This is a genomic window from Oceaniglobus indicus, assembly GCF_002751875.1.
GTDB classification, from domain to species: domain Bacteria; phylum Pseudomonadota; class Alphaproteobacteria; order Rhodobacterales; family Rhodobacteraceae; genus Oceaniglobus; species Oceaniglobus indicus.
Genome location: NZ_NMZM01000010.1, coordinates 118,261 through 131,560, shown reverse-complemented (window position 1 = coordinate 131,560; position 13,300 = coordinate 118,261). Strand labels below are relative to the sequence as shown.

Genomic DNA, 13,300 nt, shown 5'->3' with positions numbered 1-13,300 from the left:
TGGGCCACGGTTTGATATGGCGGCAACGGGCGCGGGTCCAGTGCCGCGACGACCGTGCATCGCATTAATTCAACCGCCCAGATCGAAGGTGACCCGCCGGCGCGATCGGGCTAGCGTGCGTCAGACCTTTCACCGATGACGGACGATTCATGAAAATCCTCTTCCTGCACCAGAATTTTCCCGGCCAGTTCAAGCATCTTGCACCCGCCTTGGCCGCCAAGAGGCATCAGGTGGTCGCCCTGACATCGCGGGTGCAGAAGGCGCAGACCTGGAACGGCGTGCAGATCATTCCCTACAAGTGGGCGGATCCCGAGGGGCAGAAGCACCATCCGTGGCTGACCAACCTGAACGGCGCATTGCATCGCGGCACCGCCGTCTATCGCGCCTGTCATGCGCTGGCCGAACGCGGTTACGTGCCGGATATCGTCGTCGCGCACACCGGCTGGGGCGAGGCGTTGTTCGTTCAGGATGTCTGGCCCAAAACCCGACTGGGCGTGTTCAGCGAATTTCACTATCAGCACGAGGGCGCCGATATCGGGTTCGATCCCGAATTCACCGCCGATGGCGCCTTTGGCGAGGCGGCGCGGATGCGGATGCGCAACCTGTCGATGCGCAACCAGCTTGAGCGCGCGCATATGGCGCTGTGCCCGACCGAATGGCAGGCCAGCACACACCCCGACGACCTGCGTCGCAAGATCACCGTGGTCCATGACGGGATCGACACCGACATCGACCGTCCCGATCCCGGCGCGGTGTTCGACCACGGCGGGGTGCGCCTGACCCGCGAAGACGAGGTCATCACCTTCGTCAATCGCAACCTCGAACCCTATCGCGGCTTTCACGTTTTCATGCGGTCGCTGGGCGACCTTCTGGCGCGGCGGCCGAATGCGCGGGTGATGGTCGTCGGCGGCGATGGCGTCAGCTATGGGTCGGCGCCCAAGACCGGCCGGTCATGGAAAGAAACCATGCTGGCCGAGGTGGGCGATTCGATTCCCGCCGCCGACATGGCGCGCGTGCATTTCGTCGGCAAGCTGCCGTATGCGGATTTCATCCGTCTGCTTCAGGTGTCCACGGTCCACGTCTATCTGACCTATCCGTTCGTCCTGAGCTGGAGCCTGATGGAAGCCATGGCGATCGAATGCGCCATCGTTGCCAGCGATACGCAACCCGTGGCCGAGGTGATCGAGGACGGAAAGAACGGCCTGCTGTTCGATTTCTTCGATGGCGGCGCGATGGTCGATCGGATCGACGCGCTGTGCCGCGATCCCGAACGGCGCGCGGCGCTGGGCCGTGCGGCACGGGCCAAGGTGATGGCGGATTACGATCTGAAAACCGTCTGCCTGCCACGACAGTTCGAATGGGTCGAGAGATTGGCGGCGGTAAGCCCCTGACGGGGGGTCAGAGCCGCCCGTCGCGCACCCGCATCTGCCGCGCGCGGGTCAGGATCGCATCTTCGATGGCGCGCACGGTGTCCGTGCTGGCCGGTCCCGATGTCGTGGCCAGCGCCACGTTCAGCGACCGCGCGTCCAGGGCCGGATCCTGCACATAGACGGTGGCACGATAGGCACGCCCCCCGCCCGGCGGGCGACCATAGCCATAGACCAGGACGCCGGAAAACGGATCGGCCGATTCGATGGGCATGAAGTTCAGCACTTCCTGGGCGGCGTTCCAGATGTACTTGTTCACTTCGATGGTGGTGTTCGGATCGTCGTTGTTGCTGAACAATTCGAAGATGCTGCGCCCCTCATCGCGTTGGGGGCCGACCGGAATTTCGGTATCGTTCTGGGGAAGAATGCCGCATGACGATGTCGCCAGAACCGCGGACAGCAGCGTGCCTGCCCAGATCGCGCCGATTTTCGCCATGTTTTCAACCTCCGCTCACCACATGCGCCCTGCATCGTCATGCCGGAGCGCACCGTAGTTCGCTTTCTAGCCAGCACTTAAGGCTGTCACAAGGGGCTTGCGCGATGCCGCGGTCGCAAATGTCGGCGTCGCACCTTGTCGGGGTGCGCGAAACCGACTGTGGCAAAGACGCACCATTCCCGACGATGCTGACGGTCATGCCCTCGGTCCTGTTGCAAATGGAGGCTGGCAGAGCGAAACAACATGCAGTCAATCCGGCCACACGGTTTGATCCACCTGCTTAGAGAGACAAGGGAAACTCAAATGAAAAAAGTTCTGTTTGCGACCACCGCAATCGTTCTTACGGCCGGCGCTGCGGCTGCACAGAATGTCACCATTTCGGGCACGGCTCGCGCTGGTCTCAACTACGTTGAGAACCGCGGCCTTGGTCAGAACGACACGATCGTTGAGCATCGCCTGCGCTTCAACATCGATGCCGCCAAAGAAACCGACTCCGGTGTGACCTTCGGTGGACGTACCCGTATCCAGTACGACGAGAACAACTCCGCGTCGGCACTGAACGCTGCCTACGTCTATGCCGAGTACAACGGTCTGCGCGTCGAAGTCGGTAACGCCAACACCGCGATGGACACCGTTGCCCTGATGTTCAACGCCGAGCTTGGCTTCATCGGTCAGACCTTCGGCTCCTACAACGGTCAGGCCTTCAACGCCTACCGCACCGGCGCTTACGGCGCAGGCCAGACCAACCGCATGGGCGTGTTCGGTTCGTACTCGATCGCTGGCTTCAACCTGAAGGCTTCGTACCTGACCCCGGATCAGCTGAACGATCCCCTGCCGGCCGGCGTCAAGGAAGAATTCCAGATGGCCGCTGACTACAACTTCGGCGCCTTCACCATCGCCGGTGCCTTCGGCCTGAACGCGGGCTTCATCGACAACCGCGACGAATACTTCCTGGGTGGTGAATATGCGTTCAACCCCGATGGAAACGTCGGCCTGCACATCAACCACACCAACTTCTCCGGCGTGGGCGACATGACCACGGTTACCCTCTACGGTAACTACCAGTTCGGTGCGATCACCGCTCGCGGCTACATCGCGAACAACGATCTGGCCGGCAACAAGACCGACGTCGCAGTTGGCGTTGGCGCAGACTACGACCTGGGCGGCGCGACGCTGGCCGGTGGTATCGAGCGTGACTACAACGAAGACATGCGCGCCAACCTGGGTGTGAAGTTCTCCTTCTGATCCGAACCGGATCTCTGGAAGCGGAAAGAGCGGGCCTTGTGCCCGCTCTTTTCTTTTGTGCGCCGACCTTTGCGTGATGGCGGCGATGGCGTATGCCGGTTTCAAAACCACCCGAAACGGAGCGCCCCCATGAGCCTGGCCGACATCACCGCCCGCATCCATGCCGCCGAACAGAAAGCCGGACGACCGCAGGGTGCGACCGAACTGATCGCCATTTCCAAGGTGCAGCCCCTCGAGCGGGTCGAGGCCGTACTGACCGAGGGACATCGGATTTTCGGCGAAAACAAGGTGCAGGAGGCCGCGGGAAAATGGCCCGAATTGCAGGACAGATTCGGCGCGTGCAAGCTGCATCTTGTCGGCCCGCTGCAATCGAACAAGACCCGGCAGGCGATGGAACTGTTCCAGGTGATCCACACCGTTGACCGGCCGAAGCTGGCCAGGGCCATCGCGCGGATTGCCGACGAAACCGGATCCTGCCCCGATCTGTTCATCCAGGTGAACACGGGTGAAGAGGATCAGAAAGCGGGTGTCTCGCCCGCCGATGTGGACGGCTTCGTGTCCGAATGCCTGGCGCTGAACCTGCCGGTCATCGGCCTGATGTGCATCCCCCCCGTCGACGAAGAGCCAAACCTGCATTTCGCGCTGCTGGCAAAATTCGCCGAACGCAACGGGCTTGCCGGCCTGTCCATGGGCATGTCCGGCGATTTCGAGCGCGCGATCGCGCTTGGCGCGACCCATGTGCGCGTCGGTTCGGCCATTTTCGGCGAACGCACGACGGGTTAGGGCACGATCAGCCGCGTGCCGGGCCGGATGCGCGACGCGATCGCCCGCAGGTGGTCGGCGCGCAGGCCCACGCAGCCTTCGGTCGGATATCCCGGCCGGCGCCAGCGATGGATGAAGATCGCCGATCCGCGTCCCGCAACGCCGTCGGGCCAGTTCCAGTCGGTCAACAATACCAGGTCATACACGGGATCGGCGCGGCGCAGGCGTTCATGGCTGAACCGATGCGGCGCGCGCACCATCCGGTTGTATGCCGGGTCGGCGGGATCGTCGGACCACAGATCGCCAACGCGAATCGGCTGCGCCCAATCGGCTGGGCGGGCCATCCGGTCGGGGCGCCACAGCATGCCGACAACGCGGTGCACGCCGCGGGGGGTGGCACCGTCGCCCTCGCGCTTGTCCCGGCGTACGCCGCCGCGCCCCACGGTGCAGGGATAGATCCGCCCGCCAAAGCGCAGCCCGCGCGGGGTCAGCACAAGATCCGCGGCGTTCAAAACAGGTGCCCCGACTTGGCGGCCTTGGTGGCGAGATAGACTTCGTTCAGCGGATTCGCCCCCACCGCCAGCGGCACCCGTTCGACCACGTCGATGCCACAGCTTTCCAGACGCTCGACCTTGCGGGGGTTGTTGGTCAGCAGGCGGACCTGTCGGACACCCATGCGCGACAGGATCCGCGCGCCGATGCGAAAGTCGCGTTCGTCATCCTCGAACCCCAGCCGATGATTTGCCTCGACCGTATCGAACCCCTGGTCCTGCAACGAATAGGCGCGCATCTTGTTGGCCAAACCGATGCCGCGCCCCTCCTGGTTGAGATACAGCAGGATCCCGCCCCCCGCCGCCGCCATCTGTGCGAGGGCGCCGTTCAACTGCGGGCCGCAATCGCATTTCAGCGATCCCAGGATGTCACCGGTGAAACACGCGGAATGAAGCCGGGTCAGAACCGGGCGGGTGCGGTCGGGCTGACCCACCTCGATTGCATAATGTTCGTCGCCACCGTCGTCGGGCCGGAAGATATGAAGCCGGCCCAGGCCCGCCGCCATGGGCAGACGTGCGGCAATGACCCCGTGCATGTCGGGAACCGGGTCCAGCACGGTGGCAAAATCCGGCAGGCCGATGTGGGTCAGATCACCGTGCGGGGCGGTGTGGGCGGGCGCCAACAGCACCGCCGGCAACAAACGCGCCGATTTCATCAGGGCCACGCCGACCCGCGCGACATCGGCGCCCGGCCCGCGGTCGAACCGGAACGGGCCCTTCATCGGCATGTTCAGATCTTCTGCCGGGTCGGCCAGGGCGCGCAGCCGCGACAATGGCATCTCGGGCGGCACCACGATGCGGGTCAGATCGCCGTCATAGACCGGCGCCTTCAACGTCTGCGCCCGCCAATGGGTGATCGCCACCACCACGCTGCCCACGTCCAGAAGATCGCGGTATCGTTCTTGCGCGATCATTTCGGGGGACACGGCGAACATCGCATCGGTCCCCGTCCCGAGGACAATGGGAATCCCCATGCGCAGGTCGGATCGCGCCCGTGCCAGGCGTTCGGCCATGGAAAGCTGAAAGCTCATTTTTCACTCCCGGTCATTGGCGTTCTCATACGTGGATGTGACCAAATGTGAAACAATACTATCTCTACGGACACGACCGCGTGATCGCACCAACGGATTTCTTGTCAGAGCCGTTACTGCTTCACATCTGCATTACCGAAGCAAGGAGTTCCCATGGCCAACCTGAAGAAGATACTGCTTGTCGACGACGATGAGGATCTGCGCGAAGCGCTGAGCGAGCAATTGGTCATGACCGAGGATTTCGACGTTTTCGAGGCCGCGACCGGTGCCGAAGCGTCGGAAAAGGCCCGCGAAAGCCTGTATGACCTTGTCATTCTGGACGTGGGTCTGCCCGATACCGATGGGCGCGAATTATGCCGCCGGCTGCGCAAGCAGGGGGTGAAATGTCCGATCCTGATGCTGACGGGCCATGACAGCGATGCCGACACCATCCTGGGCCTGGATGCGGGGGCGAACGACTATATCACCAAACCGTTCCGCTTTCCCGTGCTGCTTGCGCGGATCCGCGCGCAGTTGCGCCAGCACGAGCAATCCGAGGATGCGGTGTTCCAACTGGGGCCCTATTCGTTCCGGCCGGCGCAGAAGCTTTTGGTGGACGAGGCGGACAAGAAGATCCGCCTGACCGAAAAGGAAACCAACATCCTCAAGTTTCTGTATCGCGCGACGGATGGCGTGGTCGCACGCGATGTGTTGCTGCACGAAGTGTGGGGATACAATGCCGGCGTCACGACCCATACGCTCGAGACCCATATTTACCGTTTGCGACAAAAAATTGAACCCGATCCGACCAACGCGCGTTTGCTCGTCACGGAAAGCGGCGGATACCGGCTGGTGGCCTAGCCACCGGTCCACAGCGCGTCCGAGGCTGAAACCGTGTGGCACCCGGCGTATCGGGTTCATGATACGCAGAACTGGTCCGGGCCTTGGCCCGGACCTTTTCATATGTGGTCAAACAATACGTATGGTTTTCCCCACTGGCGGGCGTGTGCATTGCGGGCCATCCTGATGGTGCCAGAAGCGACGCCGTCACCCTCCCTGTGTTCCGCGCGAACAGATGGCGCCGTTTCTGCCCGGATCCTGCCGGTCCGGCCATCTCTTCTTCTTGTTGAACTGACCCGGGCTCTGCGGTCCGGGTCTTTTTTGTGCCCCCGACCCTGTCACGCGTTGGGACCAGGGGGTATGAAACAGGCCATGACAGTCCCTGATTTCAGCTTTGAAACCGCGTTTGCCGCGCGCGGGTTTGCACGGATCGCCGGCGTCGACGAGGTGGGGCGCGGGCCGCTGGCCGGCCCGGTCACGGCGGCGGCGGTGGTGTTGAACCCGCTGCGCATTCCCGAGGGCCTCGACGACTCGAAAAAGCTGAGCATGAAGACCCGACAGCGCCTGTCCGACCTGTTGTGGCAACAGGCCGAGGTCAGCATCGGCGAGGCCAGCGTCGAGGAGATCGAGCACCTCAATATCCTGCGCGCATCGCATCTGGCCATGCGCCGCGCGATCGAGGGTCTGAAACGTCCGGTCGACATGGCGCTGGTCGACGGGTCGATGGTGCCGCCCTTGCCCTGCGACGCACAACCTCTGGTCAAGGGTGAGTGCCGGTCGCTTTCGATCGCTGCCGCCTCGATTGTGGCGAAAATCTGGCGAGATTTGGGCATGGTTGCCTTGGCGCAACAGCATCCCGGATATGGTTGGGAGACCAACATGGGATATGGGTCGCCGCGGCATCTGTCCGCGCTGAAAAATCTAGGGGTCACCCCACATCATAGGCGTTCGTTCGCGCCGGTCCACAAGATGTTGTATCAACAGAATTAACTAAGTCACTGATTCAAAAACAAATTGACCGCGAATCCCGGATGACTCATCTTGGCTTCAACAACATTGGACGCCGATAACGGTGCCAGGATCGAGGCAGTGATGACCATTAAAACCAAGGGCGGCGCCGCGGCGCCTCCACCTGTTGACGACGCAAGAAACGCGGCCGAGCTGCCGTTGAACCAGATCCTTTCGGGGGATTGTGTCGAGCGGATGAACGCGCTGCCCGAAGGGTCGATCGACCTGATCTTCGCCGACCCGCCATACAACCTGCAGTTGAAGGGCGACCTGTGCCGTCCCGACAATTCGCGGGTCGATGCCGTCGATGATGCCTGGGACCAATTCGCCAGCTTCCAGACCTATGACACGTTCACCAACGCCTGGCTGAAGGCGGCGCGCCGCCTGTTGAAGCCGAACGGGGCGATCTGGGTGATCGGCAGCTATCACAACATCTTCCGGGTGGGTGCCGCGCTTCAGAATGCTGGATACTGGATCCTGAACGACGTGGTCTGGCGCAAGTCCAACCCGATGCCGAACTTTCGCGGCAAGCGTCTGACCAATGCCCACGAGACGCTGATCTGGGCGTCGCGCGACGAAGGCAGCAAGTACACCTTCAACTACGAGGCGTTGAAGCAGCTGAACGAGGGCACCCAGATGCGCAGCGATTGGGTGCTGCCGATCTGCACCGGCCACGAACGGCTGAAGGACGACGCGGGCGACAAGGCCCACCCGACGCAAAAGCCGCAATCCCTGCTGCACCGGGTCATCCTGGGAACGACCAATCCCGGCGATGTCGTGCTGGATCCGTTCTTCGGCACCGGGACCACCGGCGCGGTGGCCAAGATGCTGGGCCGTGACTTCATCGGCATCGAACGCGAACAGGCGTACCGCGACGCCGCGGAAAAGCGGCTGAATTCGGTGCGCAAGTTCGACCGGGAAGCGTTGAGCGTGACAACATCCAAGCGTGCCGAGCCCCGCGTCCCGTTCGGCCAGCTGGTCGAACGCGGCATGCTGCGCCCCGGTGAAATGCTGATAAACCCGCGTGGCCAGATGGCCAAGGTTCGCGCCGATGGCACCCTGATCGCCGATGACGTCAAGGGGTCGATCCACCAGGTCGGCGCCGCCATGGAAGGCGCGCCGTCGTGCAACGGCTGGACATACTGGAGCTTCAAGCGCGATGGCAAATCGGTGCCCATCGACATCCTGCGCCAGCAGATCCGCGCCGAGATGACCTGAGCCACCCCATTCACGAACACCCCCGAGTTACCGCCGGTGCCCGTGGCTTCTGCCACGTGGCCCCACCTTGCCCCGCCCCTGTGGCGGGGCTTTTTTGTGCCGCCCCCTTATGAGTGTCCGCGTGGGTCCCTAGGTGTGGATCAAAGCAAAGGACATACCATGACCCAAGACGCCTATCGCATCACGCTGGCCAGCCGGCCCAAGGGAAACCCGACACAAGACAACTTCGGCCGCGAAACCGTCACGCTTGATCCGCCGGCCAAGGGGCAGGTCGCCGTGCGCACGATCTGGCTGTCGCTCGATCCCTACATGCGCGGGCGGATGGACGATGCGAAATCCTATGCCGTTCCGGTGCCGTTGGGCGCGCCCATGGAAGGCGAAGGCGTGGGCGAGGTGACGGCATCCGAACACCCCGATTTCAAACCGGGCGATATCGTCATCGGGCGCACGGGCTGGGCCAGTGCCGCCGTTCTGGACGGCGATGGGCTGCGCAAGGTCGATCCCGACATCGCGCCGATTTCCACCGCCCTCGGCGCTTTGGGGATGCCCGGCCTGACGGCCTGGGTCGGTCTGAACGATGTGGCCGAGGCGAAATCGGGCGAAACCATCGTCGTGTCCGCCGCCACCGGCGCAGTCGGTGGCGTTGTCGGGCAACTGGCCAGGGCCAAGGGGATGCGGGTGATCGGCGTCGCCGGCGGGCCTGAGAAATGCGCCTATGCGGTCGATGAATTGGGCTATGACGTCTGCCTTGATCACCACGCGGATGACCTGGCCGAACAGATGGCCAAGGCCGCGCCCGATGGTATCGACATCTATTACGAAAGCGTCGGTGGCAAGACCCTGTCGGCGGTGATCCCGCAGATGAACATCGGCGGACGCATTCCGGTGATCGGCATGATCGCTTGGTATTCCGGCAACAACCTGGATGATGCGCTGCCGCTGCCCGCCGTGTGGCGCGCGATCCTGTCCAAGCGGCTCAAGGTGCAGGGCATGATCGTGTTCGACCACCACGATCGTCGCGCGGCGTTCGAGAAAGAAGTGGGTGCCATGATCCGCGATGGCGATCTGACTTACCGCGAAACGGTTGCCGAAGGACTGGACGCTGCCCCACAGGCCTTCATGGACATGCTGAAAGGCGGCAATTTCGGCAAGCAGTTGGTCAAGGTCGGCGCCGACCCGTCCTAACCCATGCCGCTGGCGTCGTGCCGTTGTGCGGCGCGGCGCCGGTCGTCGCGCCAGCTCCAGAACGCGATGGAGCCCCATGTGACGCAATAGATCGCGCCGATTGCCAGGATCAGCCAGCCGGGAAGCGGGCCGATCGCCGCCCTCTCGGGCAATTGCAAAACGTGCGTCAGCGGTTCGGGATGCACGGCCAGCTTTCCGCCATAGGCGATGGTCTGGATCAGCAGGATCCAGAAGTAATTGCGGCGGATCCGGCGGCCCATCGCCACCCTCATGCTGACATGATAGCGCGGATGCCAGTAATCGTCGGCAAGCTGCTTTTGCCAGCCGTCTTCCAGATGGATGTCGCCGTCCTGAAGCATCGGCGCGAAAAAGTGCTTTTCCATCCAGCGGCAGCGCGCCCGCCAGACGTTGAAATACCGGTATCGCCGCGCTTCCAGCATCAGGAAGAAGAAGATCAGCACCCCGACCAGCAACAGCGGCAAGGGTGACGCGGCGGGCGATGAGAACGAGATCGAAAGCGCGATCCCCAGCGTGACCACCGACCAGTTCGTCGTCGTGTCCAGCCGGGTGCGCCAGATCGTCGAGCGATAGACCTCGCCGCGATACAGGTGGGCCAGCGCGCCGACTTCGGCTGCGGTCAGATCCTTGCGCGGCTCGGTGCTCGGGTGTTCCATCGATACCTCCGCCCCGATCCTAGGATGGGGGTGTGGGGCACGGCAACCCCGACAGCGCCCTCAGCGCGGCCAGGGATTGGTGGCGTGGCGATAGGGGGCCCAATCCGCAATCTCGGGATAATGTTGCCTTCGCCAGGCGCGCACCCGCGGGTTCATCACCCGGCGCCAGAGCGGCGGCACCATCGCGACCATCGTCATCACCTGATATCCGTGCGGCAGTTGCGGCGCGTCTGCGTCGTCATAGGTTTGCAGCAAGGGAAACCGCCGGTCGGGTTTGTAATGGTGATCGGAATGGCGTTGCAGGTTGATCAGCAACCAGTTGCTGACCTTGTGCGACGCATTCCAGGAATGGCGCGGCAGAACGTGTTCGTATTTGCCATCCCCCAGGTGTTTGCGCGTCAAGCCGTAGTGTTCGACGTAATTGACCAGCTCCAGCTGCCAGACGGCGATGAACGCAGACCACAGCAACAGCGCCAGCCCCTGAACCCCGCCAAGCGCCAGTGCCAGCGCGGCAAACCCCAGTTGCAGCGCGGCGTATCGCCAGAACGGGTTCGACCGGTGCCAGGGCGACCGGCCCCGCCGCGCCTGCATCGCCGCTTCGGCCCGCCAGGCCGAGGCGAAACACCCGACCAGGACACGGGCAAAGAACCGGTGAAACCCTTCGTTATAGCGCGCGGTCACCGGATCGCGCGGCGTGCCGACATAGCGGTGATGCCCCAACAGGTGTTCGCTGCGGAAATGGGAATAGAACACCATCGCCAGCAACAGGTCGGCCATCCAGCGTTCCGCCCGGCTTTTCTGGTGCATCAGCTCGTGGGCATAGTTGATGCCGATGGTGCCGTTGATGACGCCGACACCGAAGAACAGGCCGATCTTCTCCCAGCCGTCCAGATGGGGCGCGCGGGTCGCATAATGGATCAGCCCGAAGGTCAGCACGACCTGGATCGGAAACCAGATCAGCGTGATCAGCCGATACCAGAACAACTGGGTGTCCGGTGTCGCGGGATCGGCGTTGCGCTCGTCCAGTCCCGCGAAGACGTCGACGATGGAAAACAGATACCAGGTGCACAGCGGGATCAGCAGAACGGCCCATCCCCCCTGCACCGCTCCGAACACCGCCAGCGGAATCAGCAGCAGCGACAGCCAGAACGGCAGGGCGCGGGTCAGCCGCGCGATGGCGGCGGGGGGCAACGTGGCATCGGTCATGGCCGGCTCATCCCATGAATTTCTGGCAACATAATGGCGCTGCCGGACTGCTCATAGCGCACCGAATGTCGCAGAGGCCACATCGAAGGATTTGCGCATCACCGTGGGCAGGTCCGATGGCCGGAAATTCGCCGGATGCACGAACGTGCCGCAGGTCGGGCGCGCATCCATCCCGACCTCGGCTATGCGCAGATCCAGCAACAGGTGGAAATGCGTGAAGGTATGGCGCACCTGAACGCCCGGATCCCGCCAGTCGGCGTCCAACGGCGGCTGTTCCTGCGCCTCGTCGCCCCATGGCGCCCCCGGCCAGCCCAGCATGCCGCCCAGCAGACCGCTGTCGGCGCGTCGCTCGAGCAGCCAGGCGCCATCTTGGCGGCGCGCGAGGTAAGCGATGCCGTGGCGCACCGGCTTGGCCGCCTTCGGCAGCTTGCGCGGCAAGGTCGCCTGGATCCCCAACGCCCGCGCGCGGCACGGGGCCATCCAGGGACAGATCCCGCAGGCCGGAGATTTCGGGGTGCAGATCGTCGCGCCCAGATCCATCACCGCCTGTGCGTGATCGCCGGGACGCGCGGCAGGGGTCAGGCCGGCCGCCAGCGCGGTCAGCTCGGGCTTGGCCGGGGGTAGGGGGGTGGTGACGGCGTAAAGGCGCGACATCACCCGTTCCACGTTGCCGTCCACCACCACCTCGGGCAGGTCGAAGGCGATCGACGCGATCGCCGCCGCCGTATAGGGGCCGATGCCGGGCAGGGCGCGCAGGGCCGCGGGATCTTCGGGAAAGGCGCCGCCATGCCGGGCCACCACGACGCGGGCGCATTTCAACAGGTTGCGGGCGCGCGCGTAATATCCAAGACCGGCCCATTCGCCCATGACATCGCCATCATCCGCCGCCGCCAGGGCGCCGACGGTCGGCCAGCGTTCGGTGAAGCGGCGGAAGTAATCCCTGACCGCGGCGACGGTGGTCTGCTGCAACATCACCTCGGACAGCCAGACGCGATAGGGATCGGGGCGCACTCCGGCCGCGCGCGCCGCCGGTCCGATGCGCCAGGGCATCTCGCGCGCATGGATGTCGTACCAGTCCAGCAGGATCGCGCTCAGGTCGGTGTCACGCAATGTTTATGGTCCTTTTCGCGGCTTTGCCGTTCCTAAGCGCGGCGGTGCGCCGTATCACTGGGGGAACGTCCAAGCCCGGATATAGATCATGAGCACCGCGAACACACCCGGCAAGCGCCGCTATTCCAAGGGGTTCCAGGCCGCATCGGCGCTGTTGCAGCGCCAGATCCGCGAGGTGGGCGAACAGCGCGGTTTCGCCGTCACCCGTCTTCTGACCCATTGGGCGGATATCGTCGGCGCCGACACGGCGGCGATCTGTCGCCCGGCCAACGTCAGCTATGGGCGGGGCGGTTTCGGGGCCACGTTGTCGTTGCTGACCACCGGGGCCCAGGCGCCGATGCTGGAGATGAACAAGGAAAAGATCCGCGAACGGGTCAACGCCTGTTACGGCTATGCCGCCATTTCGCGGATCCGCATCACCCAGACGGCGCCAACCGGTTTTGCCGAGGGGCAGGCCGATTTCGCCCACGCACCCCGCAAGGCCGAGGCGCGGCGCGACCCTCAGGCCGAAGCCGCGGCGCGCGAGGCCGTGGCCCCGGTGGCCGATGCCGGGCTTCGTGCTGCCCTTGAAGCCCTGGGGCACAACGTCTTATCTGCCCGCAGAAATATACGTAATTGACATGATGAT

Annotated in this window: 14 protein-coding genes; 8 read left to right on the top strand and 6 right to left on the bottom strand. The window is 63.8% G+C overall.

Annotated elements, in window-relative coordinates; all coding sequences use genetic code 11:
* Positions 1-149 precede the first annotated feature (149 nt).
* Positions 150-1,391 (top strand): glycosyltransferase, encoded by a 1,242-nt coding sequence (locus CFP68_RS15390; RefSeq protein WP_099827815.1) that lies wholly within the window; start codon positions 150-152, stop codon positions 1,389-1,391.
* 7 nt (positions 1,392-1,398) lie between these two features.
* Here the strand turns inward: CFP68_RS15390 and CFP68_RS15385 are convergent, their stop codons facing one another.
* Positions 1,399-1,863, bottom strand: a complete 465-nt coding sequence (locus CFP68_RS15385) for a DUF3576 domain-containing protein (RefSeq protein WP_099827814.1) — start codon at positions 1,861-1,863, stop codon at positions 1,399-1,401.
* A gap of 303 nt (positions 1,864-2,166) precedes the next feature.
* On the opposite strand from CFP68_RS15385, the gene CFP68_RS15380 reads away from it, so the two are divergent.
* Positions 2,167-3,108 (top strand): porin, encoded by a 942-nt coding sequence (locus CFP68_RS15380; protein WP_158234185.1) that lies wholly within the window; start codon positions 2,167-2,169, stop codon positions 3,106-3,108.
* 129 nt (positions 3,109-3,237) lie between these two features.
* Positions 3,238-3,891: a YggS family pyridoxal phosphate-dependent enzyme gene (locus CFP68_RS15375; protein WP_099827812.1), complete on the top strand. Its 654-nt coding sequence runs from the start codon at positions 3,238-3,240 to the stop codon at positions 3,889-3,891.
* Here CFP68_RS15375 and CFP68_RS15370 read toward each other — a convergent pair.
* Positions 3,888-4,382: a L,D-transpeptidase family protein gene (locus CFP68_RS15370; RefSeq protein ID WP_099827811.1), complete on the bottom strand. Its 495-nt coding sequence runs from the start codon at positions 4,380-4,382 to the stop codon at positions 3,888-3,890. The genes CFP68_RS15375 and CFP68_RS15370 overlap by 4 nt on opposite strands.
* Positions 4,379-5,452: a GTP cyclohydrolase II gene (gene ribA, locus CFP68_RS15365; protein WP_099827810.1), complete on the bottom strand. Its 1,074-nt coding sequence runs from the start codon at positions 5,450-5,452 to the stop codon at positions 4,379-4,381. Before ribA ends, CFP68_RS15370 begins: the two co-directional genes overlap by 4 nt.
* A 153-nt stretch (positions 5,453-5,605) precedes the next feature.
* Here ribA and CFP68_RS15360 point away from each other — a divergent pair, with 153 nt between their 5' ends.
* The 4 genes from CFP68_RS15360 (at position 5,606) to CFP68_RS15345 (ending at position 9,682) form a co-directional block, all read left to right on the top strand.
* Positions 5,606-6,292 carry a response regulator transcription factor gene (locus tag CFP68_RS15360; protein ID WP_099827809.1) on the top strand — a complete coding sequence of 229 codons (687 nt, stop codon included), beginning with the start codon at positions 5,606-5,608 and terminating at the stop codon, positions 6,290-6,292.
* Positions 6,293-6,643: 351 nt separating this feature from the next.
* On the top strand, positions 6,644-7,261 hold the full coding sequence (locus CFP68_RS15355; RefSeq protein ID WP_241524116.1) for a ribonuclease HII: 618 nt from the start codon (positions 6,644-6,646) through the stop codon (positions 7,259-7,261).
* A 102-nt stretch (positions 7,262-7,363) separates the two neighbouring features.
* Positions 7,364-8,497 carry a site-specific DNA-methyltransferase gene (locus tag CFP68_RS15350; RefSeq protein ID WP_099827807.1) on the top strand — a complete coding sequence of 378 codons (1,134 nt, stop codon included), beginning with the start codon at positions 7,364-7,366 and terminating at the stop codon, positions 8,495-8,497.
* A gap of 159 nt (positions 8,498-8,656) precedes the next feature.
* The gene (locus CFP68_RS15345) at positions 8,657-9,682 is read left to right on the top strand and encodes an NADP-dependent oxidoreductase (RefSeq protein WP_099827806.1); all 1,026 of its coding nucleotides are present in this window, start codon (positions 8,657-8,659) and stop codon (positions 9,680-9,682) included.
* Here CFP68_RS15345 and CFP68_RS15340 read toward each other — a convergent pair.
* The 3 genes from CFP68_RS15340 to mutY are packed head-to-tail and all read right to left on the bottom strand — an operon-like array spanning position 9,679 to position 12,672.
* A complete protein-coding gene (locus CFP68_RS15340) occupies positions 9,679-10,356 on the bottom strand; it encodes a DUF2270 domain-containing protein (RefSeq protein WP_099827805.1) in 678 nt (225 codons plus the stop codon). The genes CFP68_RS15345 and CFP68_RS15340 overlap by 4 nt on opposite strands.
* A gap of 60 nt (positions 10,357-10,416) precedes the next feature.
* On the bottom strand, positions 10,417-11,562 hold the full coding sequence (locus tag CFP68_RS15335) for an alkane 1-monooxygenase (protein WP_099827804.1): 1,146 nt from the start codon (positions 11,560-11,562) through the stop codon (positions 10,417-10,419).
* 51 nt (positions 11,563-11,613) lie between these two features.
* On the bottom strand, positions 11,614-12,672 hold the full coding sequence (gene mutY / locus CFP68_RS15330) for an A/G-specific adenine glycosylase (RefSeq protein ID WP_099827803.1): 1,059 nt from the start codon (positions 12,670-12,672) through the stop codon (positions 11,614-11,616).
* 88 nt (positions 12,673-12,760) lie between these two features.
* Here mutY and CFP68_RS15325 point away from each other — a divergent pair, with 88 nt between their 5' ends.
* Positions 12,761-13,291, top strand: a complete 531-nt coding sequence (locus CFP68_RS15325; protein WP_099827802.1) for a DUF721 domain-containing protein — start codon at positions 12,761-12,763, stop codon at positions 13,289-13,291.
* The last annotated feature ends 9 nt before the right edge of the window (positions 13,292-13,300 follow it).

Bases quoted from the DNA above. Each gene is read 5' to 3' on its own strand.
- CFP68_RS15390 (WP_099827815.1), top strand. From the start codon at position 150: ATGAAAATCCTCTTCCTGCACCAGAATTTTCCCGGCCAGTTCAAGCAT.
- CFP68_RS15385 (WP_099827814.1), bottom strand. From the start codon at position 1,863: ATGGCGAAAATCGGCGCGATCTGGGCAGGCACGCTGCTGTCCGCGGTT.
- CFP68_RS15380 (WP_158234185.1), top strand. From the start codon at position 2,167: ATGAAAAAAGTTCTGTTTGCGACCACCGCAATCGTTCTTACGGCCGGC.
- CFP68_RS15375 (WP_099827812.1), top strand. From the start codon at position 3,238: ATGAGCCTGGCCGACATCACCGCCCGCATCCATGCCGCCGAACAGAAA.
- ribA (WP_099827810.1), bottom strand. From the start codon at position 5,452: ATGAGCTTTCAGCTTTCCATGGCCGAACGCCTGGCACGGGCGCGATCC.
- CFP68_RS15360 (WP_099827809.1), top strand. From the start codon at position 5,606: ATGGCCAACCTGAAGAAGATACTGCTTGTCGACGACGATGAGGATCTG.
- CFP68_RS15355 (WP_241524116.1), top strand. From the start codon at position 6,644: ATGACAGTCCCTGATTTCAGCTTTGAAACCGCGTTTGCCGCGCGCGGG.
- CFP68_RS15350 (WP_099827807.1), top strand. From the start codon at position 7,364: ATGACCATTAAAACCAAGGGCGGCGCCGCGGCGCCTCCACCTGTTGAC.
- CFP68_RS15345 (WP_099827806.1), top strand. From the start codon at position 8,657: ATGACCCAAGACGCCTATCGCATCACGCTGGCCAGCCGGCCCAAGGGA.
- CFP68_RS15340 (WP_099827805.1), bottom strand. From the start codon at position 10,356: ATGGAACACCCGAGCACCGAGCCGCGCAAGGATCTGACCGCAGCCGAA.
- CFP68_RS15335 (WP_099827804.1), bottom strand. From the start codon at position 11,562: ATGACCGATGCCACGTTGCCCCCCGCCGCCATCGCGCGGCTGACCCGC.
- CFP68_RS15325 (WP_099827802.1), top strand. From the start codon at position 12,761: ATGAGCACCGCGAACACACCCGGCAAGCGCCGCTATTCCAAGGGGTTC.